The sequence below is a fragment of the Streptomyces albidicamelliae genome (genome assembly GCF_025642175.1).
Lineage (GTDB): Bacteria > Actinomycetota > Actinomycetes > Streptomycetales > Streptomycetaceae > Streptomyces > Streptomyces albidocamelliae.
Genome location: NZ_CP106795.1, coordinates 3,073,182 through 3,098,208 on the forward strand (window position 1 = coordinate 3,073,182; position 25,027 = coordinate 3,098,208).

The 25,027-nt window shown below is 72.2% G+C and carries 23 protein-coding genes and 1 pseudogene; 11 read left to right on the forward strand and 13 right to left on the reverse strand.

What is annotated here, in order from left to right; all coding sequences use genetic code 11:
• Nucleotides 1-117: 117 nt before the first annotated feature.
• The 5 genes from N8I86_RS14200 to N8I86_RS14220 form a co-directional block, all read right to left on the reverse strand.
• A complete protein-coding gene (locus N8I86_RS14200) occupies nucleotides 118-894 on the reverse strand; it encodes a TIGR03936 family radical SAM-associated protein (protein ID WP_073893900.1) in 777 nt (258 codons plus the stop codon).
• 46 nt (nucleotides 895-940) lie between these two features.
• Nucleotides 941-2,053 carry a hypothetical protein gene (locus N8I86_RS14205; protein WP_263277916.1) on the reverse strand — a complete coding sequence of 371 codons (1,113 nt, stop codon included), beginning with the start codon at nucleotides 2,051-2,053 and terminating at the stop codon, nucleotides 941-943.
• A 100-nt stretch (nucleotides 2,054-2,153) separates the two neighbouring features.
• Nucleotides 2,154-2,651: a hypothetical protein gene (locus N8I86_RS14210; RefSeq protein ID WP_073893904.1), complete on the reverse strand. Its 498-nt coding sequence runs from the start codon at nucleotides 2,649-2,651 to the stop codon at nucleotides 2,154-2,156.
• 63 nt (nucleotides 2,652-2,714) lie between these two features.
• Entirely contained in the window at nucleotides 2,715-5,357 is a 2,643-nt protein-coding gene (locus N8I86_RS14215) for a SpoIIE family protein phosphatase (protein ID WP_073893906.1), read from the reverse strand.
• 93 nt (nucleotides 5,358-5,450) lie between these two features.
• Nucleotides 5,451-6,014 (reverse strand): ATP-binding protein, encoded by a 564-nt coding sequence (locus N8I86_RS14220; RefSeq protein WP_263277917.1) that lies wholly within the window; start codon nucleotides 6,012-6,014, stop codon nucleotides 5,451-5,453.
• Between the two features lie 184 nt (nucleotides 6,015-6,198).
• Between N8I86_RS14220 and N8I86_RS14225 the strand changes: the two genes are divergently transcribed.
• Nucleotides 6,199-6,798, forward strand: a complete 600-nt coding sequence (locus tag N8I86_RS14225; RefSeq protein ID WP_073893908.1) for a TetR/AcrR family transcriptional regulator — start codon at nucleotides 6,199-6,201, stop codon at nucleotides 6,796-6,798.
• Between the two features lie 25 nt (nucleotides 6,799-6,823).
• Here N8I86_RS14225 and N8I86_RS14230 read toward each other — a convergent pair whose 3' ends face one another.
• Nucleotides 6,824-6,970 (reverse strand): hypothetical protein, encoded by a 147-nt coding sequence (locus N8I86_RS14230; protein WP_158075328.1) that lies wholly within the window; start codon nucleotides 6,968-6,970, stop codon nucleotides 6,824-6,826.
• A 42-nt stretch (nucleotides 6,971-7,012) separates the two neighbouring features.
• On the opposite strand from N8I86_RS14230, the gene N8I86_RS14235 reads away from it, so the two are divergent.
• Together N8I86_RS14235 and N8I86_RS39010 are read left to right on the forward strand one after the other, a co-directional pair.
• Nucleotides 7,013-7,363: a PP2C family protein-serine/threonine phosphatase gene (locus N8I86_RS14235; protein ID WP_263277918.1), complete on the forward strand. Its 351-nt coding sequence runs from the start codon at nucleotides 7,013-7,015 to the stop codon at nucleotides 7,361-7,363.
• 43 nt (nucleotides 7,364-7,406) lie between these two features.
• The gene (locus N8I86_RS39010) at nucleotides 7,407-7,535 is read left to right on the forward strand and encodes a hypothetical protein (protein WP_317633606.1); all 129 of its coding nucleotides are present in this window, start codon (nucleotides 7,407-7,409) and stop codon (nucleotides 7,533-7,535) included.
• On the opposite strand, the gene N8I86_RS14245 is transcribed toward N8I86_RS39010, so the two are convergent.
• The 3 genes from N8I86_RS14245 to N8I86_RS14255 are packed head-to-tail and all read right to left on the reverse strand — an operon-like array spanning nucleotide 7,525 to nucleotide 12,056.
• Nucleotides 7,525-8,304 (reverse strand): YihY/virulence factor BrkB family protein, encoded by a 780-nt coding sequence (locus N8I86_RS14245; protein ID WP_263277920.1) that lies wholly within the window; start codon nucleotides 8,302-8,304, stop codon nucleotides 7,525-7,527. The genes N8I86_RS39010 and N8I86_RS14245 overlap by 11 nt on opposite strands.
• Nucleotides 8,301-11,030: a cation-translocating P-type ATPase gene (locus tag N8I86_RS14250; RefSeq protein ID WP_263277921.1), complete on the reverse strand. Its 2,730-nt coding sequence runs from the start codon at nucleotides 11,028-11,030 to the stop codon at nucleotides 8,301-8,303. Before N8I86_RS14250 ends, N8I86_RS14245 begins: the two co-directional genes overlap by 4 nt.
• 45 nt (nucleotides 11,031-11,075) lie before the next feature.
• The gene (locus N8I86_RS14255) at nucleotides 11,076-12,056 is read right to left on the reverse strand and encodes a polyphosphate kinase 2 family protein (protein ID WP_263277922.1); all 981 of its coding nucleotides are present in this window, start codon (nucleotides 12,054-12,056) and stop codon (nucleotides 11,076-11,078) included.
• Nucleotides 12,057-12,231: 175 nt separating this feature from the next.
• Here N8I86_RS14255 and N8I86_RS14260 point away from each other — a divergent pair, with 175 nt between their 5' ends.
• Both N8I86_RS14260 and N8I86_RS14265 read left to right on the forward strand, forming a co-directional pair.
• Nucleotides 12,232-13,383 (forward strand): PP2C family protein-serine/threonine phosphatase, encoded by a 1,152-nt coding sequence (locus tag N8I86_RS14260; RefSeq protein ID WP_263277923.1) that lies wholly within the window; start codon nucleotides 12,232-12,234, stop codon nucleotides 13,381-13,383.
• 104 nt (nucleotides 13,384-13,487) lie between these two features.
• Nucleotides 13,488-14,171 carry a DUF899 domain-containing protein gene (locus N8I86_RS14265; RefSeq protein ID WP_263277924.1) on the forward strand — a complete coding sequence of 228 codons (684 nt, stop codon included), beginning with the start codon at nucleotides 13,488-13,490 and terminating at the stop codon, nucleotides 14,169-14,171.
• 59 nt (nucleotides 14,172-14,230) lie between these two features.
• Here the strand turns inward: N8I86_RS14265 and N8I86_RS14270 are convergent, their stop codons facing one another.
• The gene (locus N8I86_RS14270) at nucleotides 14,231-14,908 is read right to left on the reverse strand and encodes a GAP family protein (RefSeq protein ID WP_263277925.1); all 678 of its coding nucleotides are present in this window, start codon (nucleotides 14,906-14,908) and stop codon (nucleotides 14,231-14,233) included.
• Between the two features lie 394 nt (nucleotides 14,909-15,302).
• Here N8I86_RS14270 and N8I86_RS14275 point away from each other — a divergent pair, with 394 nt between their 5' ends.
• Genes N8I86_RS14275 through N8I86_RS14285 form a run of 3 tightly spaced genes read left to right on the forward strand, consistent with a single transcriptional unit; the run spans nucleotide 15,303 to nucleotide 18,155 of the window.
• A complete protein-coding gene (locus tag N8I86_RS14275) occupies nucleotides 15,303-15,530 on the forward strand; it encodes a ferredoxin (RefSeq protein ID WP_073894175.1) in 228 nt (75 codons plus the stop codon).
• Nucleotides 15,527-16,921, forward strand: a complete 1,395-nt coding sequence (locus N8I86_RS14280; RefSeq protein ID WP_073893925.1) for an NAD(P)/FAD-dependent oxidoreductase — start codon at nucleotides 15,527-15,529, stop codon at nucleotides 16,919-16,921. Before N8I86_RS14275 ends, N8I86_RS14280 begins: the two co-directional genes overlap by 4 nt.
• A gap of 13 nt (nucleotides 16,922-16,934) precedes the next feature.
• On the forward strand, nucleotides 16,935-18,155 hold the full coding sequence (locus tag N8I86_RS14285; protein WP_263277926.1) for a cytochrome P450: 1,221 nt from the start codon (nucleotides 16,935-16,937) through the stop codon (nucleotides 18,153-18,155).
• A 103-nt stretch (nucleotides 18,156-18,258) separates the two neighbouring features.
• On the opposite strand, the gene N8I86_RS14290 is transcribed toward N8I86_RS14285, so the two are convergent.
• The gene (locus N8I86_RS14290; protein ID WP_263277927.1) at nucleotides 18,259-19,323 is read right to left on the reverse strand and encodes a zinc-dependent alcohol dehydrogenase family protein; all 1,065 of its coding nucleotides are present in this window, start codon (nucleotides 19,321-19,323) and stop codon (nucleotides 18,259-18,261) included.
• A gap of 193 nt (nucleotides 19,324-19,516) precedes the next feature.
• On the opposite strand from N8I86_RS14290, the pseudogene N8I86_RS14295 reads away from it, so the two are divergent.
• Nucleotides 19,517-19,681 (forward strand): annotated as a pseudogene (locus tag N8I86_RS14295) (FAD-binding protein); the annotation flags it as partial.
• Nucleotides 19,682-20,022: 341 nt separating this feature from the next.
• Here the strand turns inward: N8I86_RS14295 and N8I86_RS14300 are convergent.
• A complete protein-coding gene (locus N8I86_RS14300) occupies nucleotides 20,023-21,639 on the reverse strand; it encodes an MFS transporter (protein WP_263277928.1) in 1,617 nt (538 codons plus the stop codon).
• Between the two features lie 178 nt (nucleotides 21,640-21,817).
• On the opposite strand from N8I86_RS14300, the gene N8I86_RS14305 reads away from it, so the two are divergent.
• Nucleotides 21,818-22,267 carry a VOC family protein gene (locus N8I86_RS14305; protein ID WP_263277929.1) on the forward strand — a complete coding sequence of 150 codons (450 nt, stop codon included), beginning with the start codon at nucleotides 21,818-21,820 and terminating at the stop codon, nucleotides 22,265-22,267.
• Nucleotides 22,268-22,368: 101 nt separating this feature from the next.
• On the opposite strand, the gene N8I86_RS14310 is transcribed toward N8I86_RS14305, so the two are convergent.
• Nucleotides 22,369-23,643: a vanadium-dependent haloperoxidase gene (locus tag N8I86_RS14310; protein ID WP_263277930.1), complete on the reverse strand. Its 1,275-nt coding sequence runs from the start codon at nucleotides 23,641-23,643 to the stop codon at nucleotides 22,369-22,371.
• 1,065 nt (nucleotides 23,644-24,708) lie between these two features.
• On the opposite strand from N8I86_RS14310, the gene N8I86_RS14315 reads away from it, so the two are divergent.
• Entirely contained in the window at nucleotides 24,709-24,900 is a 192-nt protein-coding gene (locus tag N8I86_RS14315; protein WP_189984221.1) for a hypothetical protein, read from the forward strand.
• Nucleotides 24,901-25,027 lie beyond the last annotated feature (127 nt).

Below are 25,027 nucleotides of genomic sequence, written 5' to 3' on the forward strand. Positions count from 1 at the left end.
CCTGTCTCGCCGGTTCCGTACGCCTTGTCGGTACGGCCTGGCGAAAGTCTTCTGGTGGGGTGCGCTGCCCGACCCAGATGGCTCCCGAGTACGAGGGCTGCGCTACGACGTCCGTCCCTACGCGGGACCTTCCGGCGTCGGCGCCGTCGCGGCGGCAGCAGGTGCGGCCGTCATGGCCTCGGCTGCCTCGCGGTCGGGCGCGAGCGGGTCGGTCACCGTGCCGGTCTCTTCATCGAACAGCCCCTGCGCCAGCCTGGTCACCGCTGCGGGGACCGGCGGCGCCAGGTCGGCCACGGCGCGGAGACCGGACAGGACGTCGTCGGGTCGTACGGCAGGCGTCACGTGCCGAACAACCAGCCGCAGTATCGCACAGGGCCGGTCGGTCGGCCTATCAGCCGGTGAACCGTGCGTTTCCAGGCTCACCACGGCCGGGCGGGCGTCGAAGGTGCGGACGCCGTTCTTGGTCGTCCGCTGCACCTCGACGGTGTCGGCCCCGGTGAAGGCCTCGACCGCGCGCCCGGCGTCGGCCGGGTCGACGCCGTCCAGCCGCAGCTCCCATACGGAGGCCGTCAGCCGGTCGGCGAGACCCGAGGTCCGCGCCTCCACCGCGTCGACGACGTCGAGCCCGGGGGGCAGCGACTCGTCGAGGAGGACGCGCAGCTTCTCCGGATCGCGCGTCGCGGTGAGCGCGATCTCCAGGTACTCCGCCTCACTGCCCGTGCCGGTGGGTGCGGCATTGGCGTACGACACCTTCGGATGCGGCGTGAAACCGGCCGAGTACGCCATGGGCACCTCGGCGCGGCGCAGCGCACGCTCGAAGGCGCGCTGGAAGTCTCGGTGGCTGGTGAACCTCAGGCGGCCGCGCTTGGTGTAGCGCAGTCGGATGCGCTGCACCGCGGGTGCGGGCGGCGGGCCTTCGGGCTGTCGCTTGCCCAGTGTCCTAGTCCTTCGTGAGAGCGGTCGTACTGCTACCAAGAGTACGTGTCCTGGGGCCCGGAGGTTCCCGCCGGTCCACGGCGGCCGGCGGCCGGGGCTCGCCGAGGAGCAGCCGCCTGAAGTCGGCGCGGGCCTGCCGCGCGGTGTCACGGGCGGTGGCCAGCGCCTCGCGGGTGACCCGGCCGACCGCGCGCAGGGCGGCCGCGGCGGGCCGCAGAACGGCGTCCCGGACGACGTGCCCGACCGGGGTGAGGACGGTTTGGTACACCCAGCGCAGGGGCTGGACGAGGATCCACCGGAAGAGGACCGCCAGGGCCCGGCCGACGGCGAGCGAGATCCGTCCCGCGATCCGCCAGGCGTGCCCGAGGGCGTCGCCGACGTCCCGCGCGACGAGGACGAGGAGCCGGCCGGCGGGTGCCAGGACCCGGCGCCACAGGGCGAGCACGGGCAGGACGAGCAGGACGCGGACGGTCCAGTACAGGACCAGCCCGATCCCGGTGGCCAGCAGCTCCAGCAGCCGCCCGAGTCCGCGCCCGCACCAGGCGACGGCGTGCCCCAGGGGTGTGAGGACCCAGGTGTACAGCCACTGGGCGGGCAGGGCGATCAGATGGCGGGCCAGCCAGGCGAGGGCCGTGCACCCGCCGAGGCCGAGGGCGGCGAGGACGGCGCCGATGCCCTTCAGCAGCCGGGCGAGCGCGTGCCCGAGCGGGGCGAGCACCCGCGCGTACAGCCAGGAGAGCCCGGCGAGCACTCCGCGCGCCAGCCAGGCGCAGGCGTGGCCGAGGGGGGTCAGCGCCCGGCGGTACAGCCACACCGCCGGGACGACGAGGAGGACGGTCGCGAGCCACCCGAGCGCCCTGCCGAGGGGGACGACGACGTAGCGCCACAGACCCACCAGCGGCCACACGAACAGAGCCGTGCCGGCCCACAGCAGGGCCCGGCCGAGCGGCCGGAGCACGGTGTCACGCAGAAACCTTCCGGCGACGACGAGCGCGTCCCACGCCATGCGCACCGGCACGACGAGCACGAGTACGACGATCCGCACCGGGATCCGGATCGCGACGACGAGGCACCCTTCGGGCCGCCGGGGCCCGGGCGGCGGTTTCTGCGGTTCCATACCCGCAAGGACGCGGGGGCGGCCGGTCCGGGTTCGGCTCCCGGATTGCGATGCCATCACGTCTCACGGCGGGCCGTACGGCCCTGTCCCGCGGGGTGGTTCAGCCCCGGCCGTCGCCCACGTCGGCGCGCATGGCCGCGCGCAGGGCGGCCAGCGCGTCGACGTACCCGCCGCGGACGTCCTGCGGCCCGGCGGGGCCGGGGTGGCCGTCCGGAGTCCCCGAGCCGCCGGCGGCGCTGCCGGCCGCGCCCAGGGCGTTGCGCGCCGCCCGCAGCGCCCGGTACGCCGTGTCGGCCGCGCCGGTGACCGGCGGCGGGGCGACCAGCCCGACCTCGTAGTGCAGGGCGAGCAGGGAGTGCCCGCGCCAGGCGGCCCTGAGGTCGGCCTCCGCGACCGGTACCCCCTCGCGGACGGCGAGCAGTTGCAGGTCACTGTCGGTGCTGGTGAGGGCTTCCAGGTAGCGGGCGTACAGCTGGCGCCTGAGCTGGTGCGACTGGTTCCCCCGGTCGCGCCTGGCGCGCACGCTCTCGCTCAGCAGCGTCGATCCGACCCCCACCAGGGCGCCGATCAGCGTGCTGACGGGCGTAGTCCAGTCCATGGAGCGCCACCGTATGCCGACGGCGCCCGCCGGCACCACGGGCCCCCGCCCGCACGGCGGTTGTCACGGGAGGCCGTCCTGCGGCGAGAGGTCCTGCTCGGTCCAGATCGTCTTGCCGGTGGGGGTGTAGCGCGTGCCCCACTGGTGGGTCATCTGGGCGATGATGAACAGGCCCCGGCCGCCCTCGTCGTCGCTCGCCGCGTGCCGCAGGTTGGGCGTGGTGTGGCCGGTGTCGGAGACCTCGCAGATCAGCGTCCGGTCGCGGATCAGGCGCACCTGGACGGGGCCGCCGACGTACCGGATGGCGTTGGTGACCAGTTCGCTGATGATGAGCTCGCTGGCGAACGCCAGGTCCTCCATCCCCCAGTCGCCCAGCTGCTTGCCGACGGCGGTGCGGATGCTGCCGACCGCGGCCGGGTCCGGGGGCAGTTCCCACTGGGTGAACCTGTTGCGGTCGAGCAGCCGGGTGCGGACCACCAGCAGTGTCGCGTCCTCGTCCACCGGGCCGGGCAGCAGGGTGGCGACCACCCGGTCGCACAGCTCCTCCAGGGGCGTCCGGTCGGTGCCGGCGAGGACGCGGGACAGCTGTGCCAGCCCGGCGCCCCAGGTGTCGGCCGCCTGGAGGAGGCCGCCCGTGAGGAGGGCGACCGTGCTGCCCGGCGCCAGCTGGATCTCCGTGGTCCGGTACGGCGGGCCGCCGATGCCCAGCGGCGGTCCGGTGGGCAGGTCGGGGATGTCGACGGCTCCCGTGTGCGGGGCGACGACGGCCAGCACCGGCTCGCCCGCCCGGGCCAGGCTGCAGCTGCCGGTGAGGGGGTCGTACACCGCGTACAGGCAGCTCACGCCGAGCGCCTCGTCGGCGGGTGTCCGCGGCCGGCCCGGGCCGTGGGCCGCCGCGTTCTCCCGCGCGGTCTGCTCCAGCAGGTCGGCCAGGCGGGACAGCAGCTCGTCCGGGCTGAGGTCGAGGCGGGCCAGCACCTGGACGCCGGTGCGCATGCGCCCCATGGTGGCCGCGGCCCGCAGGCCGTGGCCGAGCACGTCCCCGACGACCAGGCCGACCCGGGTCCCCGACAGGGGGATGACGTCGTACCAGTCGCCGCCCACGCCGGACCCGCTGTCGGCGGGCAGGTAGCGGCTCGCCGAGTCGACGGCGACGTGCGGGGGCAGCCATCGCGGGAGCAGGTTCCGCTGGAGCTTGAGGGCCACCGTGTGGCCTCGGGTGACCACCGGCATCAGCAGCAGCCCGAGCAGCAGGGCACCGAGGCCCAGCACGGTGACCCCGCCGATCGGCCCGAGCAGCGGCACGTCGACGCTGGTCGCGCCGTAGTCGGGGTCCGCGTAGACGCCGAAGGCCGCGTACAGGAACAGCAGCGCCATGATCAGCCCGCCGAGCGCCGGGAACACGCCCTTGAGGACGAGGTCCCGGAAGCTGCGGGTGAGCACCTTGCGGTAGTACCAGAGGCAGGCGAAGCCGGTCACTCCGTACTGGAACGCGATGGCGAGTCCGACCGATTCGACCGAGTCGGCCACGATGTTCCGGCTGAACGAGGACAGCAGGACCAGCAGCACGATCGACGCGGCGCCCATGCCGAGGGTCCCCCAGGTCGGGGTGAGGTACCTGCGGTGGATCCGGGCGAAGCGGGCGGGGACGGCCTTGTGGACGGCCATGGAGAAGACGGTTCTGGCCAGGGGCAGGATGGTGGTCTGCGCGGACGCCAGCGCGGACGTCAGCACCATGAGGAGCAGCACGCGGGAGAGGATCAGCCCGGTGGCCCGGCTGCCGAACACGGCCTCGCCCAGCCCGGAGAACACGTCGTCCCAGTTCGCCGGGTTGCCGAGCCCGATGCCCGAGTCGCCCACTCCGGCGAACGCCTGCGCCGAGGTGGCCACCAGCCCGTACATGACCAGGAGCAGGACGATCGACGTCACCGCGGCGCGCCCCGGGACGCGGGTGCTGTCGACGGTCTCCTCGTTGACCGAGAAGGCGGTGTCCCAGCCCCAGTAGATGAAGACCCCGGCGAGGATGCCCGCGGTCAGGTCCCTCATCGACGACACCTGGAAGGGGTTGAACCAGGAGGCGGAGACGTGGATCGCGGTCGGCGGGGGGTCGGTGTACACCCGGACCAGCGCGGCGACGGCGAAGAGGACCAGCATCAGCACTTCCGCGCAGAGCAGCCAGCGCTGGACGGTCGCCGAGAACTCGATGCCGACGTAGCAGACCGCGGTCAGCACGGCGATCCAGACGACGCCGGCCACCGTGACCCAGAGCCGGCTCTCCCCCATCCCGTCGAGGCCCACCAGGCGGAAGCCGTAGATACCGGCGATCTCGGCGAGGTTCACCATGACGACGACGTTGGCGACGATGAGCGCCCAGCCGCCCATCCAGCCGGTGCGCGGCCCGAAGGCGCGGGTCCCCCAGGTGAAGGTGGTGCCGCAGTCGGCGTCGCTCGCGTTGAGCTCCCGGAAGGCGCTCGCGACCAGCAGCATCGGGACGAAGGCCAGCATGGTGACGATCGGGGACTGCAGTCCGACCCCCGCCACGATGATGCCCAGCGTGGCGGCGAGGCTGTACGCCGGGCCGGCGGAGGCCAGCCCCATGACGACCGACGAGAACAGGCCCAGGGCGTCGTTCTTGAGCCCCTTCCGGCCGACCCCGGTGCCGGGAGCGGGGCGGTCGGCGGACAGGGCGCTGCCGAAGAGCCTCACACTTGATTCCACGCCGGGCCGCCGCCCCGCGCAACAGCGCGGGATCCGCCGGGCGTTCCCGCCCGCGGGCCGCGCCGACGGTCGCCGGAGCGCTCAGTCGGCGGAGGGCGCGTTACCGGCGGAGCCGTCCTCGCCGTGCAGTTCGAACCAGACGCTCTTGCCGGTGGGGGTCCGTTCGGTGCCCCAGGCGGCGGCGAGCAGGTCCAGCAGTTCGGTTCCGCGTCCGCCCTCCGCGTCCGGGCCGACGACGTTGCGTACGGGGCCCGCGGACTCGGTGTCCTCGACCTCGCACACCAGGCGGGAGTCGCGCAGCCGCAGGTTCAGCCGGAGCGGGCCGCGCGTGTGCCGCAGGGCGTTGGTGACCAGTTCACTGACGAGGAGCTCGGCGGTGTCGGACAGGTCGGCCACGGCCCACTCGGTCAGCTGGGCGGTGACCAGGCGCCGGGCGCGGCGCACCGAGACCGGTTCCTCGGCCAGGGGCCAGGAGGCGTCCCAGTCGGTGGCACGGCCACGCGGCGCGTCCAGCGGCCGCAACGGCGAGAGCATGCGGGACCAAAGGGCCCACTGCCGGACGGCCCAGGAGTTCGCGGCGGCGCGCTTCGGCCGCCCACCGCGCCGAGCGACGACAGGGCGGCGACCGGTGGCCACAGCGGCCATGGGAATCAGTCCTCTCATGTATGACGGTTTGCCGGTGAGTGCGCCGGGTAAGCACCAGGGCTCGTACACGTAGCGGTCGCTACACCAAGAAATATACACGTAGCGCTTGCTACAGTAAATACCTGCCCAAAAGCTTTCGTACCGGACATCCCCGGCGCCTCTCCGCTCGCCGACAGGAGCTTTCATGCCTCGTCCGCCCGATCCGGCCAAGCGGCGCGACCTTCTCGACCGGGTCCGCGCGTACGTGCTGCGCAACGGCCTGGCGGACCTCTCCCTGCGTCCGCTGGCCAAGGCCCTCGGCACCAGTGACCGGATGCTCCTCTACTACTTCGGCACCAAGGAACGCATGGTCGCCGAGGCACTCGCCGTGTACGAGCGGCGCCCCCTGCTGCGCACCCGGGAACTCCTGGAGACGATCGGCCCGCCCACCACCCCCGCGGAGCTGCGCCGCTTCCTGGAGGAGGTGTGGCGGCAGTTCCGCGACCCCGAAGTGCGGGCCGCCCTCCCCCTCTACCTCGAGATCATGAGCGCCGGTGTCCTGCATCCGGACCGCTACGGGCCGGTCATGCGCGACGTCGTCGTCGCCTGGACGGACCTGCTCACCTCGTTCCTCCGCGACCTCGGTATGGACCGGGACCGGGCCCGGACGCAGGCCACCCTCCTGACCGACGCCTGTTTCGGCCTTCTGGCCGCCCCGCTCGCGGACGGCCACTGGGACCGCGCCGACCAGGCCTTCCACGCCCTCCTCGACAGCCTGGAACCCGGGTGGCGGAGAACGGCGTGACCGCCGGGACGGCCCCCGGCGGGAGTCACGGGCGGCCGGCCGGGCGGTGCTGGTGGAGGTACTCGAGCGCGTCCAGCACCACCGAGCGCCGGTACCAGGAGCGCCAGGCCGCCACGTCCGCCGCCAGGCGCGCCGGTGGCCACCGGTGCCCGCCCGCCTGGAAGACCGGCACGTGTGAACCGGGGTCGCCCGGCTGCCCGGCGGGCAAGGGGGTGTGATTCCAGCTCCCAGGGGTGCCTCGCTGATCGACGCCGGCCGGGCCGTCGAGTCCATGCTCATGAGCCATTTCGGCACCGGCCGCTACGTCACCGGCATCCTGGCCGGCCTGGACCTCGCCGACGGGCGGCTGGTGTGGATCGACCGCGGACACCACCCGCCGCTCCTGATCCGCGGCAACCGGCGGGTCGTCGAACTGGGCTGCCCGCCCGCCGGCCCGATGGGCACCGACCTGAACCTGCCCGTCACCGAGTGCCACCAGCAGCTGGAACCGGGTGACCGGCTGTCGCTGTACACCGACGGCGTCCTGGAGGCCCGCGACGCCCCAGGGCCGCGAGTTCGGCCGTGACCGGTTCGTCGACCACGTCGTCCGGCACCACTCCGACCGGCAGTTGCTGCACGAGACGCTGCGCCGTCTGATGCGTGCCGTCCTCGACCACAACGCGGGCCGCCTCGCCGACGACACGACCGTCCTGCCGGCCGATTGGCGCGGCGGCCACCAGCACGAAATCACCCCCTGAGCCCGGACCGCCAGGCGCGCCCCACGATCGCGCCCAGGTGGATGACCACGCCGACGGCGACCAGCCAGGACAGGATGACCATGACGACTCCGATGGGGCCGTACTTCTCCTCGTTGGCCACGACGGCCGCCGAGAACCAGTGCGCGGAGAAGACCCCGAGGCCGGTCCAGCACACGCTGGTGACCAGCGCCGGAGGGAGCAGGACACGCCAGCGCACCGCCCCGGCGAGCAGGACGTACATGCTGCCCCACCAGAAGGCGACCGCCCACAGGAAGCCGGTCAGAGCGGGCAGGAACCATCCGCCGAGCACCCTGCCGAGCGCGGCCTGCACGGCGACGTAGGCGAACAGGCCGACGAGCCAGGCGAGTCGCGCCACGGTGTTCCGCGTGACGCTCCCGGGAGCGTCGAACAGCATCCGGTACCAGCTCTGCAGGGTGCCGGCCACGGCCATGACGCCGAGGAGCAGCAGGACGGCGCTGGTCACGGTGAGGGTGTACGAGTTCGTCGTGGGCGCGAACAGGGTCGACACGGCCTCGGCGGCCTGCTGGTCCAGTCCCAGCCAGCCGGCGACCACGTCGGCCGCCTCCCGGCCCGACGCCGCCGTGATGATGATCAGGAACGGGAAGAAGCACAGGAGTGCCAGGGCGGCCAGCTGGAAGGAGTGCCCGAAGAAGTCGACCGCGGCGAGGCGCCCCCACAGCCGGCCCGGACCGCTCTCGTCGAACCGGCGGCCCGCCTCCCGCCACCGGGCACGCCACGACCGGCTCACTTCCGTACGCTCGGCCCGCCGGTCCATCGCACGAGCCACTTGCCGAGCTCCCACAGGAGGAGCAGCACCAGCGGCGGCACCAGGGTCCAGGCGAACTCCGGGAGGTCCAGCCGGGTCGTGCCGAGCAGCCTGCGGAAGGCGTCCAGCTGGGTCACCATGATCGCGAGGACGAACTCGACGAACATGGCCCAGTTCATCTGCTTGCTGTCGAAACTGGCCGTCGTGAGCACGGTCTCCGTCTCGCTGCGGCACTCCAGCGCGGCGACGACGAGGCACAGCGCGAAGGAGGTGAACGCCATCGACTGGCCCACCGCGACGCTGCCGAAGCGGTCCTCGCCGAGCTTGATCAGGAACAGCAGGGCGATGGTGATCACCAGGCCGGAGAGCCCGACCGTGACCAGCACGCTCCTGGTCAGCACGGGCATGCCGCGGGGGCGGGGCCGGCGCCGCATCAGGCCCGGGCTCTGCCGGTCGAAGCCCAGGGCGAGGCCGAAGGCCGCGTTGACGAAGAAGTGGATCCACAGCACCTGCGCCGGGGTGAAGGGCTCCCCGCCGGCGATGTCGAACACCGCGGCGCCCAGGAACGTCAGGACGAAGACGACGAGCAGCACCAGCACGAAGCGGATGTACTTGGTGAGGTTGTCGTAGATCTTCCGGCCCTGCTCGACGGCGAAGACGATGGTGGCGAAGTTGTCGTCGGAGAGCACCATGCGCCCGGCGTTCTTGGCGACCTCCGTGCCGGAGCCCATGGCGATCCCGATGTCCGCGGCCTTGATGGCCGGGGCGTCGTTCACGCCGTCCCCGGTCATGGCCACCACATGGCCCCGCTGCTTCAGGGTGTCGGCGAGCAGCACCTTGTGCTCCGGGGCGACCCGGCCGACCACGCCGATGCCGTCGATACGGGCGAGCCGCTCGCTCTCGGGCAGGGCCGCGAAGTCCGCGCCGAGCATGGCCTCGCCCTCGATCCCGAGCTGCCGGGCGATGGCGGCACCCGTGACGACGTCGTCGCCGGTGACCATCCGGACCCGGATGTGGGCCGCCTGCGCGTCGGCCACCGCCGCCCGCGACTCCTTGCGCGGCGGGTCGACCATCCCCACCAGGCTCGTCATCTCAAGCCCGGTCACGTACCCGAGCAGGTCGCCCTCGGGGTCGAAGTCCGCGGGGTCGAGGTCGCGCCGTGCGGCGGCCATCACCCGCAGGCCCGCGCCGCCCATGCGGTCGATGTGCTCCTGGGCCCGGCGCCGCGCCTCGGCGTCCCACGGAACTGCCGTCCCCCTGGCGAGCGCGGTGGCGGCCCGGGCCGTCACCGCGGGCGCCGCCCCCTTCACGAAGCACCGCACCACCGGCCGGCCGGCCTCGTCCGTGGTCCGGGTGAACGTCGCCATCAGCTTGTACGCGGGGTCGAACGGCAGGGTGGCCAGCCTCGGGAACCGCTCCCTGGTGGCCTCCATGTCCAGTCCCGCCTTGTGGCCCAGCACCAGCAGGGCGCCCTCGGTGGGGTCCCCGACCACCTTGCCGTCCACGAGCCGGGCGTCGTTGGCGATCAGATACGGCAGGATCGCGTCCTCGATGCCGGGCGAGCTGCCCGCGGCGTGGTGGATCCTGCCCTCCAGGCCGTACCCGGTGCCGGAGACGGTGTAGCGGTCGCCCGGATCGACGACCTCCACGGCCGTCATCTGGTTCATGGTGAGCGTGCCGGTCTTGTCGGAGTTGATCGCCGAGGTGAACCCCAGCGACTCCACCGACGGCAGGTCCTTGACGATCGCCTCGCGCCGGGCAAGATCGACCCCGCCCAGCGAGAGGATGGTCTGCGTCACCGTCGGCAGGGCCTCCGGAATGGCGGCGATGGCCAGGGAGACCGCGCTCACGAACAGGGCGTCCCACGCCTCGCCGCGGCTGCGCCCGAGGACGAACATCACGATCATCGTCGCTCCGGCCGCACCCGTGATCCACAGGGTGAGCCGGTCCAGTTCCCGGGTCAGCGGCGAGGCCTCGCGCGGCGTCGCCGAGAGCATCCCGGATATCCGGCCGAGTTCGGTGTCCGCCCCCGTCCCCGTCACCACCACCGTCCCGCTGCCGTGGGTGACGGGGGTGTTCATGAACGCCATGTTCGTGCGGTCCCCGGGGCCGAGGCCGGTTCCGGCCAGTACGCCGGCCCCCTTGGCGACCGGCACGCTCTCGCCGGTCAGGGCCGACTCGTCGATCTGCAGCGCGTGCGCCTCGACGATGCGGCCGTCGGCCGGCACCTCGTCCCCGGCGGCGATCAGCACGACGTCGCCGACGACGACCTCCTCGGCCGGGATCCGCGACTCAGCCCCGTCCCTGCGCACCCGGGCGGTGGCCTTCATCATCGACTTGAGGGCGTTCATGGCGCTCTCCGCCTTGCCCTCCTGGCGCATGCCCACCACCGCGTTGAGGACCGTCAGCACCAGCAGCAGCACCCCGGTGGTCCACTCCTCGATCACCAGGGACACCACGGCCGCGCCCACCAGGACCAGTTGCATGTAGCTGCGGTACTGCGCCAGGTAGCGGCGCCAGCCGGGCAGCGGCTTCTCCTCCGGCAGGGCGTTCGCGCCGTGGGCGCGCAGGAGTTGTGCCGCCCGCGCCGGCGACAGCCCCTCGGCCGTGTCCACCCCGAACGCGGCGGCGACGTCCCGCGCCGGAAGTGCGTACCACTCCCGGCCCCGCTCGGCCTTCCCCTCCAGGGCATCCTTCTGCACGGTCATGACACGTCCTTCCGGTCCGCCGTCCCCGCTCGGCACTCCCGGCCGCTATCCCTTCCCGCCGGGACGCCCGCTCCTGCGCCCGGCCTTCGCGCCCGGGGCCGCGTACGGGTCGGGCACCGCCCCCTCGGGCGCCTCGCCCTCCAACTCCTCCCGGACCCGGGCCAGTTCCCGCAGGGTCTGCTCGCTCACGCGCGGGTACTGGGGGTCGATGTCCATCAGGGTGTGGACCAGCACCGAGGAGGCGCACAGCCGCGCGAACCACTTGTGGTCGGCCGGAAGCACGTACCACGGCGCCCATTCCGTGCTGGTGGCCGACAGCATCTGCGAGAAGGCGCGCTGGTAGTCGTCCCACCGGGCGCGTTCACGGACGTCCGCCGGTGAGAACTTCCAGTTCCGCTCGGGCACGTCGATGCGCTTGAGGAACCGCAGGCGCTGCTCCTCCTTCGACAGGTTCAGGAACAGCTTGACGATCCTGAAGCCGTTGTCGCTGAGGTACCGCTCCCAGTCGTTGATCTCGCGGTAGCGCCGCGCCCACACGTCCGGCCCGCGCGCCGACTCGGGCAGGTTCTGCCGGGTCAGGTTCTCCGGGTGCACCCGGACCACCAGGACCTCCTCGTAGTGGGAGCGGTTGAAGATGCCGATCTCGCCGCGCCGGGGAAGGCGGCAGGCGTAGCGCCACAGATAGTCGTGATCGAGTTCCTCGGACGAGGGGACCTTGAACGAGGACACGGTCACACCCTGGGGATTGACCCCGCTCATCACGTGCCGGATCGTCCCGTCCTTGCCGCCCGCGTCCAGCGCCTGGAGGCACACCAGCACCCCGTAGGTGTTCTGCGCGGCCAGCCGCGCCTGGTAGTCGGCGAGCAGCTCGGTGCCCGTCCGCAGCAGCTCGACGCCGTCCTTCTTCTTGTGGACACCGGCCCGGTAGCCGGGGTCGAAGTCCGTCGCCAGGTCGACGCTCCGGCCGGGCTCGACCCGCAGCGGCTGGATGAACTCCGCCAAGCGGGCGGCTCTGTCGTCGGCCATCCGCTCCCCTTCCCTCGCCCGGCCCTCCGGCCGCACCTCGTGCCCCGTCACCGTGCACCCGCAGAATCGCCCGGCCCGGCGGCGGCCGCCTCACCCCCCGGGGGTGGTTCCGGTCCGGTCCCGGTGGCGGGGGGCGCGAGTGGAGCGGCGGGGCCGGGCGAGGCAGGCTGGGGGCATGAAGTCGCTCCTGCGCGCGCCGACCGGGCCGGGAGCAGGCGGCCGGGGCCGGATGCTGTTCACGCTGATGCAGTGCGTGCCCTTCGCGATCGCGCTGGCCGTGCTGGTCATCGAGCTCACGCCCGCGCACTTCATCTACACCGGCCCGCTGCTCACCGCCGTACCGGCGCTGGCGGCCGTAACGCTGGGGCCGCGGGGCACGGCCGCCGCCGCGGCGCTCGCGCTGGCCATCAGCGTGGCCACCGCGGCGTACAACAGCGCCTGGGGCACCTTGCAGGTCTACACGAACTTCCTCGCCCTGGGCCTGGTCACCGCGGCCGGCTTCGTCACGAGCAGCGCCGTGCGGGCACGCAGACAGCGGGAGCTCGACCAGGTCCGCCGGATCGCCGTGGCGGCCCAGGACGTCGTGCTGCGGCCCGTGCCCGCGCGGCTGGGCCCGGTGTCGGCGGGCAGCCTGTGCCTGGCGGCGGGGACGGGGGCCCGGGTCGGCGGGGATCTGTACGAGGCCGTGCAGACCCCGTTCGGCGTCCGGATGATCGTGGGCGACGTCCGGGGCAAGGGACTGTCCGCGATCCGGGCCGTGGCCGTGGTGCTGGGCGCGTTCCGGGAGGCGGTGCACTACGAGGACGAACTCGTGGAGGTCATGAACCGCTGCTCGGCCGCGCTGCGCCGGGAGGTCGCCAAACCGGGCGCGTACGACGAGGAGGTGCTGCTGGAGGGGTTCATCACGGCGCTCGTCGCGCAGGTGCCGAACGAGCCGGTGGTGCAGGTGGTCAACCGGGGTCACCCGCCGCCCCTGCTGCTCCACGAGGGCAGGACGACGCCGCTGGTGCCGCCCGCGCCGCTGCCGCCGCTGGGCCTGGAGGACCTGGTCGCCGACTTCCCCGACAAGCCCGACAGCTATCCGTTCGCCCCGGGCGACCGGCTGCTGCTGTACACCGACGGCGTCATCGAGGCGCGCGACGGGCGGGGGGAGTTCTTCGCCCTGCCGCGCGCCATGGAAGGGATCGGCGGCGGCATCTCACCGCAGGCGTTCCTGGAGCAGCTGCACCGGGCGCTGGTCCGGCACACCGGGGGCGGCCTCGCGGACGACGTGGCGATGATCCTCGCCGACCGGCGGCCCACCACGGAGCGGCCGGACCCCCGCTAGGGCCTGGCTTCGCGCCCCCCCTGGCCCGGTGACCGATGAGTTCCGGAGCGCGGCGGGGTCCACCCTGCGCAAGCGAAGCCCGCGCACGAGCTCTGTGAGGAACCATGACCGACCGAGCACTGCCACCCGTCGTCGACACCGCGACCTGGAAGCGCGAGCTGGAGGCACTGCGTGCCCGGGAGAAGGCGGCGACCCGCGAACTCGACGCCGTCGCCGCCCAGCGCCGCCGCCTGCCGATGGTCGAGATGCCCGACTACCTCCTCGAGGGCGAGCACGGCCCCGTCCGGCTGGCGGACGTCTTCGAGGGCAAGAGGCAGCTGATCGTCTACCACCACATGTGGTCCGCCGGCAAGGAATGGCAGTGCCCCGGCTGCACCGGGTTCACCTCGCAGTTCACCCGCCTGGAGTTCCTGGACGACTACGACGCGCGCTTCGTCGTCGTCACCCAGGGCCCGATCAAGGAGGCGCTCGCCTACCGGCAGCGGGTGGGCAACCTGATGACCTGGTACTCGACCGCCGACAGCTCCTTCGGTGCCGATGTCGGCGCGCCGCCCGACGGAGGATTCGCGGTCAACGTGTTCCTCCGGGACGGCGACACGGTCTATCGCACCTGGCACACCGACGGCCGGGGCACCGAGCAGCTCAGCCACACCTTCGCGCTGATCGACCTCCTGCCGTACGGACGCCAGGAGCAGTGGCAGGACTCCCCCGAGGGCTGGCCCCAGTCGCCGACGTACAGCCGGTGGGCGGCCTCCGAGGACATCGCCGCGCGCTACGGGACTCCGTAGGACCGGGGACCCGCGCCACGGGCCGGCCGGACGGACGGGACCGGCCGGCCCGGTACCGGTCAGGAGACCAGCACGTCGATGCCGTCCCCCAGCAGCTTCAGCCCGAACACGAAGAACAGGACGGCCATGACAGCCGTGTTGTGCCGCGCGGCCCATTCCTTCCAGTTGCCCAGCATGCCCCTCGCCCGCTCCCGCATGACCAGGTAGACCACGAGGGGGGTCAGCAGCCCCAGGGAGGCGATGACCACGAAGATCGCCAGCGCGGCGATCTGCTGTCCCACCGGCAGCCCCGACGAACTGATGGACGCCGCAGCGGCGATGGTCAGCGGGGCGTTCTTCAGGTTCCCCGCCGACAGCACGAGGGCGAGGAGGAAGATCTTCACCGGTGTGAAGCGGTCGATCGTGGCCATCCACGCGGGCAACTGCGCCTGCGTGACGTCGGCGGGGCGACGGCGCCACAGCTTCACGCCGAACAGGACCAGCGCCACACCCAGCGCGAGCTTGAGGGCCCCCACCCACGCGGCCGGCTGCCCGTCGCCCCCGGCGTCCTCCTGACCGCCGACGGCCAGCGTCACCGCGCCCAGGACCGAGAGCCCCACCACCCAGCCCACGGTGAACACCAGCCCGTTCACTCGCCCGTGCGGCGTCGCCAGCACGATGATGAGGGCGATGACCGGAAGGGGGCTGACGGCGACACCGGCCGCCAGGCCCAGTACGTCACCCAGCACTTGTCCCATGCGAACCTCCGGCACCTGGAGGAGTCGCGCCGTCGTGGCGGACGGCGGCCCGACGTCGTCCCGGCCGCATGAGCGCGCGGCCGGCGAGAGAGCCTCCCTCGCCTGGAGTGCAGGCCATAAGGGCGAGGGATACGCTTTCCTCACAACAAGGTCGGTTCTCCGGGCTCGTGTCCTGCGGGCCCGGATTCTCCGGGCTCAGGTTCCCTGGGCGGTTCCGCGGACGCCGGTCGCCTCGTGCGCGGCGGTCTCCCTCCGCGGGGACCCGGCGAAGGCGGCGCTCTCCCTCTCACCGCGGCCGGGTGGCCCTCCGCCTCATCTTCTCACCGAGGTTCGTCGCGCGCCGTGCCGGCGCCGGCGCCAGGGCCCACGACCCGCAGTGCACGTGGAGGTCGGGATGAGAATTGTCGTTGATCTTTCCCGGTGTCAGGGGTACGCGCAGTGTGCGTTCTTGGCTCCGGACGCGTTCCGGATGCACGGCGAGGAAGCGCTGATGTACGACCCGACCCCGGACGACGCCCGGCGCGAGCAGGTCCTGCGCGCCGCGGCGGCCTGTCCGGTGCAGGCCATCCTGGTCGACCAGTTGGAGGGTCGGGACGCACCGGTGGAGGCATCGCGATCATGACCAGCGCCGACAACCTCCAGGCGTTCAGGCGCGACGGCCGCATCGTGATCGTCGGTGCGTCGCTGGCGGGGCTCCGGGCCGCGGAGACCCTGCGCGAGGAAGGGTTCACCGGATCACTGACCATGATCGGCGACGAGCTGGGCGAACCCTACGACCGGCCGCCCCTGTCCAAGCAGGTGCTGACCGGCTGGGTGCCGGCCGACGGCACGACCCTGCCCAGGCGCCGGCACATCGACGCGGAATGGCTGCTGGGCGTCCCCGCCAGTGGGCTGGACCTGGCCGGCAACCAGGTGCGGCTCGCCGACGGACGCGAGATCCCCTTCGACCGGGTGCTGATCTCCACCGGGGTGCGGGCCCGTCCCTGGTTCGTGGAGAGCGAGGCGGCCCTGGACGGCGTGTTCGTCCTGCGTACGCGGGAGCACGCCGAGGGCCTGCAGCGGGCCGTCGCCGCCGGCCCGTCCCGGGTGCTGGTCATCGGTGCCGGGTTCACCGGCTCCGAGATCGCCTCCATCTGCCGTGAACGCGGCATCGCGGTCACCGTCGCCGAACTGGCGCCGGCCCCGCTGGTGGGCGCGCTCGGTGCCATGGTCGGTGAGGTCGCCGCCGACATGCAGCGCGCCCACGGGGTCGACCTGCGCTGCGGGGTCAAGGTGACCCGGCTGGAGGGCGACGCCCAAGGACACTTCCGCCGCGCGCACTTCGACGACGGCAGCACCGTCGACGCCGACGTGGCCGTGGTGGCGCTCGGCGGCATCCGCAACACCGAGTGGCTGCGCGACTCGGGGCTGGCGGCCGGGGTCTGGGGCATCGCCTGCGACACGGGCTGCCGCGCCCTCACCCTCGACGGCCTGATCACCGACGACATCTTCGCCGCGGGGGACGTGGCACGCTGCCCGAACCCGGTCTACGAGTACCGGCTCATCTCGCTTGAGCACTGGGCCAACGCCGTGGAGCAGGCGGAGGTCGCGGCGCACAACATGGTCAGCGGCCAGGCCGACCGCTGGCCCCACCTGACCCTCCCGGTGTTCTGGTCGATCCAGTTCGGCGTCAACATCAAGTCCGTCGGCGTACCGACGTTCGCGGACGAGGTGGCCGTCACCCAGGGATCGGTGGCCGACCGCCGCTTCGTCGCCGCGTACGGCTACCGGGGCCGGGTCACCGCGGCGGTGAGCTTCAACAACGCGAAGTGGCTCGACCACTACCGGGGGCTGATCGAGACGGCCGCCCCCTTCCCGCCGCCCAACCCCACCCCGGACCAGCCCGTCGACATGAAGCCCGTCCCCGTCGACTTCCCCGGACCCCAACTGCTCGCCCAGGGCGCCACGGTGGTCGTCACCGGTCACGACCCGGGCGAACGACGGGTCACGGCCGCGCAGCAGCAGCACCGGTAGGAGGGAAAGCGAGATGACCACGACCGAGACGCCCGACACCCTCCACCGGATCCTCGACTACTCCTCCCGGTCCGACCCCTACCCGCTCTACGCCGAACTGCGCAGGACACCGGTGGCGCGGCAGGAGGACGGCAGCTACGTCGTCAGCACCTACCGGGAGATCGCGGACCTGCTGCACGATCCCCATCTCAGCTCCGACGTGCGCAACCTGTCGCACCCGATGCCCGGGGCGGCGGACCACGGCACGCCGTCGTTCATCAACGTCGACCCGCCCGAACACGACCGCCTGCGCCGCCTGGCGATGCGTCACTTCGGCCCCCCGCACACCCCGGGGCTGGTGACCGGACTGGACCCCGACCTGACCCGCACCGTCGGCAGCCTGATCGACGACTTCGCCGGCAAGGAACGGATCGACGTCGTCGACGACTTCGCCTACCCGTTCCCCGTCACCGTGATCTGCCACCTGCTCGGCGTGCCGCGCGAGGACGAACCCAGGTTCCGCCTGTGGGTGAACGACATCATCGACGCGATCGCCTACGACCCGAAGACCGACCCGAAGGAGGTCCTGGAGAAGGGCGTACAGGCCCGCAAGGACCTGCGCGACTACCTGGGCGGGCTGCTGGAACAGCGCCACGGCAAGCCGGGCGACGACCTGTTGACGGGGATGGCCAACGACGACGGGCCGGACGGGCGGATGACCGACGAGGAGATCGTCGCCACCGCCAACCTGCTGCTGATCGCCGGTCACGAGACCACCGTCAACCTCATCACCAACGGCATGCTGACGCTGCTGCGCCACCCGGAGGTGCTCCAGCGGCTGCGGGACGACCCGGATCTGGTCGTACCGCTGGTCGAGGAACTGCTCCGGTACGAGCCGCCCGTGCACATCATTCCCTGGCGGGCGGCGTACAGCGACATCACCGTCGCCGACACCGTCATCCCCAAGGGCTCCCAGATCATGCTCATGCTCGCCTCGGGCAGCCGCGATCCGGGCCACTTCCACGAGCCGGACCGCTTCGACCCCGACCGGCGGGACAACGAGCACCTGGGGTTCGGCAGCGGCATCCACCTCTGCTTCGGCGGCCCGCTGGCCCGCCGGGAGACCCAGATCGCCCTCACCGAGCTGGTACGCCGCCTCGACCACCCCCGACTGGTCACCGACCCCCCGCCCTACCGCCGCAGCCCCATCCTCCGCGGCCCGATCCACCTGCCCGTCGAACAGGGCACCGGCTGACGCGACGGGCGATGCCGGTCACGTGCCGAGGCCGGCCGGCCGGTGCGCCGATGCTCGGGATTCCCCGTCTCGTCGGGATGGCTCAGCGCGAACCCGCCCGCCGTCAGGACGGCCCCGGTCCTTCGTCGAGGACGAACAGCGGTTTGGTGCCGTGTGCGGGCGCTTCGGCGAGCGAGACGGCTTCGGTGAAGTGTTCCAGGGGGAAGGGCCGGCCTCGGGGGATGGCCAGCACCCCGTCGGCGACGAGATCGCGCACCTGCGACAGCGCCTGCGACGCGATCCCGGGTGAGGTGGTGCCGAACCAGCGGTTCAGCCAGAAGCCGCGGACCACCTTCGTCTCGTAGATGACCGAGCGTGCCTGCAGCGGGATCGTCAGCGCCGCCGGGTCGGTCTGCCGATGCGTGGAAAGGGCGCCGTAGACCACGACCTCACCTCCCGGGGCCAGCGCCTGGGACACCTGCGCGCCCACGGGGCCCGCGACGCAGTCGACGGCCTTGCGCACACCGCCCGGTCCGGCGATCTCGGCCACCCGCCGCACCAGGTCCTCGTCCTCCGTGCAGATCACCTCGTCACCGCCGACCGCTGCGATCTCCTCGACGGCGGCGCGGCGGCGTACGACGTTTATCGTGCGGATGCCCAGATGCCCGCACAGCTGGATGACGAGCCGGCCGACGGTCGAACCCGCCGCCGTCTGCAGCAGCCACTCCCCCGGCTGCACGCCGAGTTCGCGCGTCACGAGGAGCAGCGCGGTCAGCGGATTGACGGCGAGCTGACAGGCGGCGGCGTCGCTCAGCCGGTCGGGAACCGGCAGCAGCCTGCTCGTGTCCGCCACGAGGTACTCCTGCCAGGTACCGGACGCGGGGGGACCGGGTACCGCCGGGATCGCGGCGACCACCACCCGCTCGCCGGCCTTCGGCCCGTCGGTGCCGGGGCCCAGGGCCGCGACCCGGCCCACGCATTCCATCCGGCCCCCGACGGCGGGGAAGTCGAGGGAGAAACCGTAGCGGCCGCGGAGCACGTGCAGATCGCTGGCGTGGATCGGGGTCGCGCTCACCCGGACCAGCGCCTGACCGGATTTCGGCGTGGGAACCGGCCGTGATTCCAGCCGCAGCACATCGGCGGGCTCGCCAGCCTTCACGGCCACGAGCGCGCGCATGGAGGGAGACATGAGTGGCCTTCCGTGCGTCGGGGCCTGCCGTTCCACGCTACGCCTGGTCCCGGGTGGTTTCCCGGTGGCGGAGGAGGAGCGTCCGGGGCCGTGGAGCTGAGCGTGTCGGCGCCCGCGGCCGTGCCCACCCTTGCTACTGTCCGCCTCGCCCTCATCACGGGGGAGTCCCGCCGGGGCACGCGAACTGAAGTCGGTGCGCGTCGACGCCACCGCTCGCACCGCGACGGTCGGCGCCGGGCTCACCCAGCTGGAAGCGGTGACCGCGCTCGCGGCGGAGGACCTCGCGGTGACGACCGGAACGGAAGGCATCGTGGGCCTGGCCGGTGCGACGCTCGGCGGCTTCGGCTTCCTCACCCGCTACCTCGGCATGGCCTGCGACAACCTGACCGGCGCCGAGATCGTCGTCGCGGACGGCACGGGCGGCGCCGAGGTGCTCCACACCGACCTGGAGAACCACTCCGACCTGCTCTGGGCCCTTCGCGGGGCGGGCAACGGCAACTTTTCGCCGAGGTCGAGGATCCCGTCCGTCGGAAGATCGAACGGTACGGACTCACCCGCACGGTCGACCCCCGCCACTTCTTCCCCACGCTGGAAGCCGCCGTCACCTCCTTCCGCTGCCGGACCGGCGCCCGCTGGACCTCGGTTCCGCCCCACCCGTCCGGCGATCGGTGACCGGTCGTCAGCGCGGTGGCGTCCTGGTCAGCGCCGCGTCGAGCGGGGCTGGGAGGTCGGCAGCCGCGAAGTGAAGTACAACGCCAGGGCGGAGGAGAACGCGAGGATCGCGAGCGTGGCGCGCAGACCGTCCAGCCTGGCGTCCGCGTTGGCCTCCAGTGCCGCCCGGGCCACCCTCTCACTCGTGCCCGCTTCGTCGAGCGCACTCCTGAGCTGGGCGTCCGACAGAAACGTCGCACCACTCTGGAGTCTGACCGCCGCCTCGTCCTTCACTCGTGCCGGGATCGCCGGATTCTGTTCGACGCTCGCCAGGAACGACGAGGTGAGCACGGCGAGCAGAATCGATCCCGCCAGTGCCGTGCCGATGGAGGAGCCGAGGTTGGTGACGGCGTTCTGCACGCCGCCGACCTCCGCGCTCTGCTCGTCCGGCACCGCGGAGACGGTGACGGAGCCGAGCTGGGAGGCCAGCGCGCCCATGCCGCTGCCGACGAACAGGAGTGGGACCGCGACGACCTCCGCTCCGGCGCCGGTGTCGAGAGCGGCCATGAGCGTCACGGCGCCCGCGAACACCGCGACGATCCCGAGCCGCACCACCCTTCTCGGTGAGACGTCCGGGAGGAGGCGTGGGATGAGGGTCGCGGCGGCCACCAGCGTCAGAGACAGCGGTAGAAGCCGCAGGCCGGTCGCGAGCGCGGAAAGGCCCAGGGCGACGGACAGATAGAGCGGTACGACGAAGAACACGCCCATCAGGACGAGGTACTGGAAGAAGAACATCGTCAGACCGCCGGTGAGCTGCTTGTTGTGCAGCAGGGCCGGGTCGATGAGCGGCTCTCGCCTCTGCGCCACGAGGTGGGCCTCCCAGGCGACGAAGAGCCTGATCAGCAGCACCCCGGCCAGCATCAGCCAGATGACCAGCGAGACGCCGAGCCACGACGGCGCCTCGGACTTCGGCCGGAACCAGCCCCATTCGTCCGAGCGGAGCACACCGTAGACGAAGGTCCCGAGCCCCAGTGCGGACAGCACGCTGCCGACGAGATCGATGTGCGGACGCCTGCCGCTCGACACGTCGGCGAAACGGCGAGCGGGCAGCAGGATTCCGATCACCACCAGGACCTCACCGGCGAACACCCACCGCCAGGAGAGGTACGTCGCCGCGAAACCGCCGATGAGGGGTCCGAGCGCGATCGCCGCGGCACCCGCGGCCGCGACGAGTCCGTAGGCGGCGGCACGTCGCTCGGTGGGGAAGTTGCCGGCCACGAGCGCCACGAGCGCGGGCAGGATGAGCACCGCCCCGATGCCTTCCAGGAGCGACCAGCCGACCAGCAGCACGGGGAGATTCGGCGCGAGCGCGGTGGTCAGGGAGCCGCACCCGTAGATGCAGCAGCCGGTCATGAACGCACGCCTTCGGCCGATGAGCGCCCCGACCTTGCCGCCGGGGATCATGAACATCGCCATCACGAGCGTGTACGCCGTGATGGCGCCCTGGATCCCGGTCACCGTCGTACCGACGTCGGCGGCCACCGCCGCGATCGAGACGTTCATGACGGAGCTGTCGAGCGCCATCAGGAACTGACCGGCGGCGAGTGTCAGCAGGACGAGCCGTGCCCGTGCCGGGCTCTCGACGTCGCCGGTCCCAGAAGTCATGCACGCAGCATCTCGGCCACCCGGAGGACCGGCCCACGACCGCACCGGGGAGGTCAACCGCTCGGCGGGCACGAAGTCCATCCACCGGCCCAGGCCGAGCGCGGCAGACCGATGAGTTCCGGCGGCCGGGCCGGTCCACCAAGCCGTACGCCGTCGAGCCACCGAACGGAGACCCACCATGTCCAGCCCCGCACACCCCGGCCGCATGCTGTTCGTGAACATCCCCGTGGCGGACCTGGAGCGCAGCAAGGCGTTCTTCGCCAAGCTCGGGTTCGCCTTCAACCCGATGTTCACCGACGAGACCGCCGCCTGCATGCTGGTCGGCGAGCAGGCCTTCGTCATGCTGCTCAGCCGCGAGAAGTTCGCGGAGCTCTCGAAGCTGCCGATGGCCGATCCGACCACGCACGCGCTGACGCTGTACTGCTTCAGCGTGTCGTCCCGCGACGAGGTCGACGCCGTCAGCGCCGCCGCGCTCGCGGCGGGCGGGGTCGAGGCGGACGGCGCCGAGGACCACGGCTTCATGTACGCGCGCAGCTTCTTCGACCTCGACGGCCACGGCTGGCAGGTCATGTGGATGGACCCGGCGGCGGTCCAGCAGGGCCCCGAGGCGTTCACGGCGTCGGAGTAGGACGCCGCCGCGGGGAGGATGCCGGTGTGGGCGGAGGCGGACACCCGCACTCCGCCCACGAACCGGACGGCAGCGCTACCGACCGGCCCTGATCCGGGGCTTCACGAGGATCGGCCGCCGGCCGTACGTCCCCCGGGGACCGGCTGGAAGTAGTGGTCCAGCGCCCAGGCGGCCACACGGGTGCCGGCCCGGCGGCCGGCCGTGTCGGCCGTACGGGAGTGGACGCCGCCCCACACCCGGGCGTCGACGACGTCCTGGTTGAAGTCGTCGGCGGAACCGTAGAACCGCGTCGTGCCGGTGACGTCGGAGGGGACGTGGAGGTCGATGCGGGAGGTGCCGAGGACGCCGGTCAGGGCGCGTGCCACGGCGGCGGCGACGGTCGTGTGACCGGCGACGTAGTCCGGGTGCGGTGGGGTGACGAGCAGCGGCTCCCAGCCCGGGTCCGCCGTCGTCGCGGGGTTGCCGTCGGTGTCGGCGAGGCGGATCGCGGTGATCGGCCGCCAGGAGGCGTAGTGGAGCTTGGCATCCCACGCGGTGATGACGGCGTCGGTCGCCGACGCGTTCACCGCGGCGAACAGCCGGGCCGTCTGGGCGATGCCGAGCCGGTGCCGGGCGGCATGGTCCCGTACGGCCGTCTGCACCTGGTCCACGAGGTTGCCGCTGTAGAACAGGGCGGTCTCGGTCTGCTGCGTGTTCCGGCCCGAGCCGGTCTTCGCGCCCATGGCCTTCAGCTCCTGGAGGTCCGCGGCGTACGCGGCCGAGGAGAGGGCGGGCGGTCCGCCGGGGCGGAACTGCTGCGGAGAGGCGAGCACGAGGGGGCGGAGCCGGGCGAGCCAGGTGTCGATGAAGGGCTGGAACGCGGGCGGGGTGGGCCGCCAGACCCCCGGTGCCGGGGCGGCGGTGAACGGGACGTCCGCGAACCTGCCGTCCCCTTCCCGGAGTTCGACGACGCGGGCGGCGGCACGCTTGCCGTAGTCAACGCCCAGGTCCCTGGCCCGGCCGGCCGGAAGCGCGGCGAGCGAGTTGGCGTAGGCGGTGTCGAGCCGCTCCTTGAAGGCGGGGAAGTAGGTGAGCAGCACGTCATGGGCGGCGGTGGCGGCGGCCGCGGCGGAGGACGCCTTGGCCGGACCGCGCTCGTGCCACTGGTACAGGGTGTAGCCGCCTTCGATCCCCACGACGGCGTTGTACACGGCGACCGAGACGAACCCCTCCCAGATCGCCCCCTGGCCGGAGGGGCGCGGGCCGAGGGCGGCCTTGATCGTGTCGGTGGCGACGGCGTTCCACTCACGGACCACGGCGGCCGGGTCCGCGGCGGCCCGGGTTTCCGTGTCGGGGGGAGTCGTCGCGGCGGTGAGCGTCACGAGGGCGACGGCCACGACGGCACAGGCGAATGCCCGGACGCGTGAACGAGGAGGGACGGGCAGCGGGGGCTCTTGAGGCACAGCGGGCTCCCTGGAGTCGAGTGCCCCAGGCTTAGCAACGGCCCCTCCCCCCGATCAAGACAACGCGCCGCGAAACTACGCCGACCAGCACAAAGCCCCCTCCCTACCGGGGAGGGGGCTCGGCTGTGCAAGCTCTCCGGGAGCCGGCAGCGGCGTACGCCTCAGTGCGTGTGGCCGCTCGCGGCCGGTGTCGGGCCTGCGTTCTTGACCGTCAGGGGCAGCAGTTTCTTGCCCGTCGGGCCGATCTGGATGTGGGTGTCCATCTGCGCGCGTAGACCAACGGCTCCAAAACCGCGCCCGGTGCCTTGCCTCGCCTGCCCCGAATGCCGCGCCACGCAACGACAGGCGCACCGGCGTGCTCCAGTTCCGGTTCAGGGTGCGGGTCACACCCGCGATGACAGCCGTCGTCAACAACCAGCCGTCAGCGTTCAGCACGAACGCGAACCATGGAACGCCGGTGTCCTCCAGTACGAAACGGTGTCAAGACGTCCAGCGTGTCGACGAGGAGCACCCGGCGGCCATCATCCGAGACCCGTGCACCCCGCAGTCGTACCGCCCCGTCCGCGGTGAACCCGCAGGAGTGGGCCCTGCGCGAGTCTTCGGCTCTCCGGATGCTCGCCCATTCTCGCCTCAGCCGTTTCCCCACCACGCCCCCCGACGACAACTTACGGATCATCAGATTCCGCTCAACGGCAGTCAACGGAAAGACAAAGTCTCACCGGAAATACTGCACCGAAGGCGGCCATACCCGGCTTATATGCGCTGCCCTTGTCGATCACGGTTACTAGCATCCCCCCGTCCCCGGTCTGACCGCCAGGGGCCACGACAGAACAAACCGCGTTCGCCGCCTCTTGGCACAAGATCCCCACGCTGACCACCGGGGGTGCCAAGTTCTACGACGGCCAGTACAAGTTCTGGCCGGCCGGCCAGCACCACGGTGCTTTCGAGTGGAAGGGCAATCTCCAGGACACCGACAGCGGTGATGGGCACAACGTGTACATGCAGGTGAAGGTCGAGGGCTACGACTGGAGCCGGTACAACGGCAAGCAGAAGAAGACGGTTCCGCTCGACTACTACAACTGGGACGGCGCCGAGCGCTACACCGTCAACGCCTACATACGCGTCTGCCGGGACAAGGGCTCGCTCCACCCCGACAACTGCTCGGTGACCAAGCACTACAAGCGGCCGTAGCCGGCAGGTCGGTTTGCTTCGGGCCCAGGTGTCACACCTGGGCCCCCAGCCCTTTCCTGGGTTTCCTGGGGGAAACCATCACTACCTCACCCATCCTCTCCGCCGTCGGAGTAGACCTCTCCTACGG